Annotated in this window: 1 protein-coding gene; it reads right to left on the minus strand. The window is 63.2% G+C overall.

All coding sequences use genetic code 11. The features are described from left to right. Window positions 1-280 (minus strand): exodeoxyribonuclease VII large subunit (locus AAEZ06_RS27125; RefSeq protein ID WP_350617173.1); only part of this gene is annotated, 280 nt, incomplete at both ends.

Consider the following 280-nt stretch of genomic DNA (forward strand, 5'->3'; position numbering starts at 1 on the left):
TGCCAATGCGCCGAGGATGCACCGGCAGCGCCACTTTGCGTTCGGCACTGAACAGGCCTTCGGCGCTGAGTTTTTCCTTAAAAGCATCAAAGGCCAGGCGCAGCGCACCATCACCGGCCGGCTCCACGGTGTCGAGGATCAGTTGGTAATCGCCACGGCCCTCGAACAACGAGACCTTGCCGCGCACCTTCACCGCCAGGCCGTCTTTCAGTGCCTGGCGTACCCGCGCCGCGTTATTGCGAAACAGCGCGCTACGCACCTGGGCGCCACTGTCCTTGAG

The organism is Pseudomonas sp. HY7a-MNA-CIBAN-0227, from assembly GCF_040310325.1.
Classification (GTDB): Bacteria; Pseudomonadota; Gammaproteobacteria; order Pseudomonadales; family Pseudomonadaceae; genus Aquipseudomonas.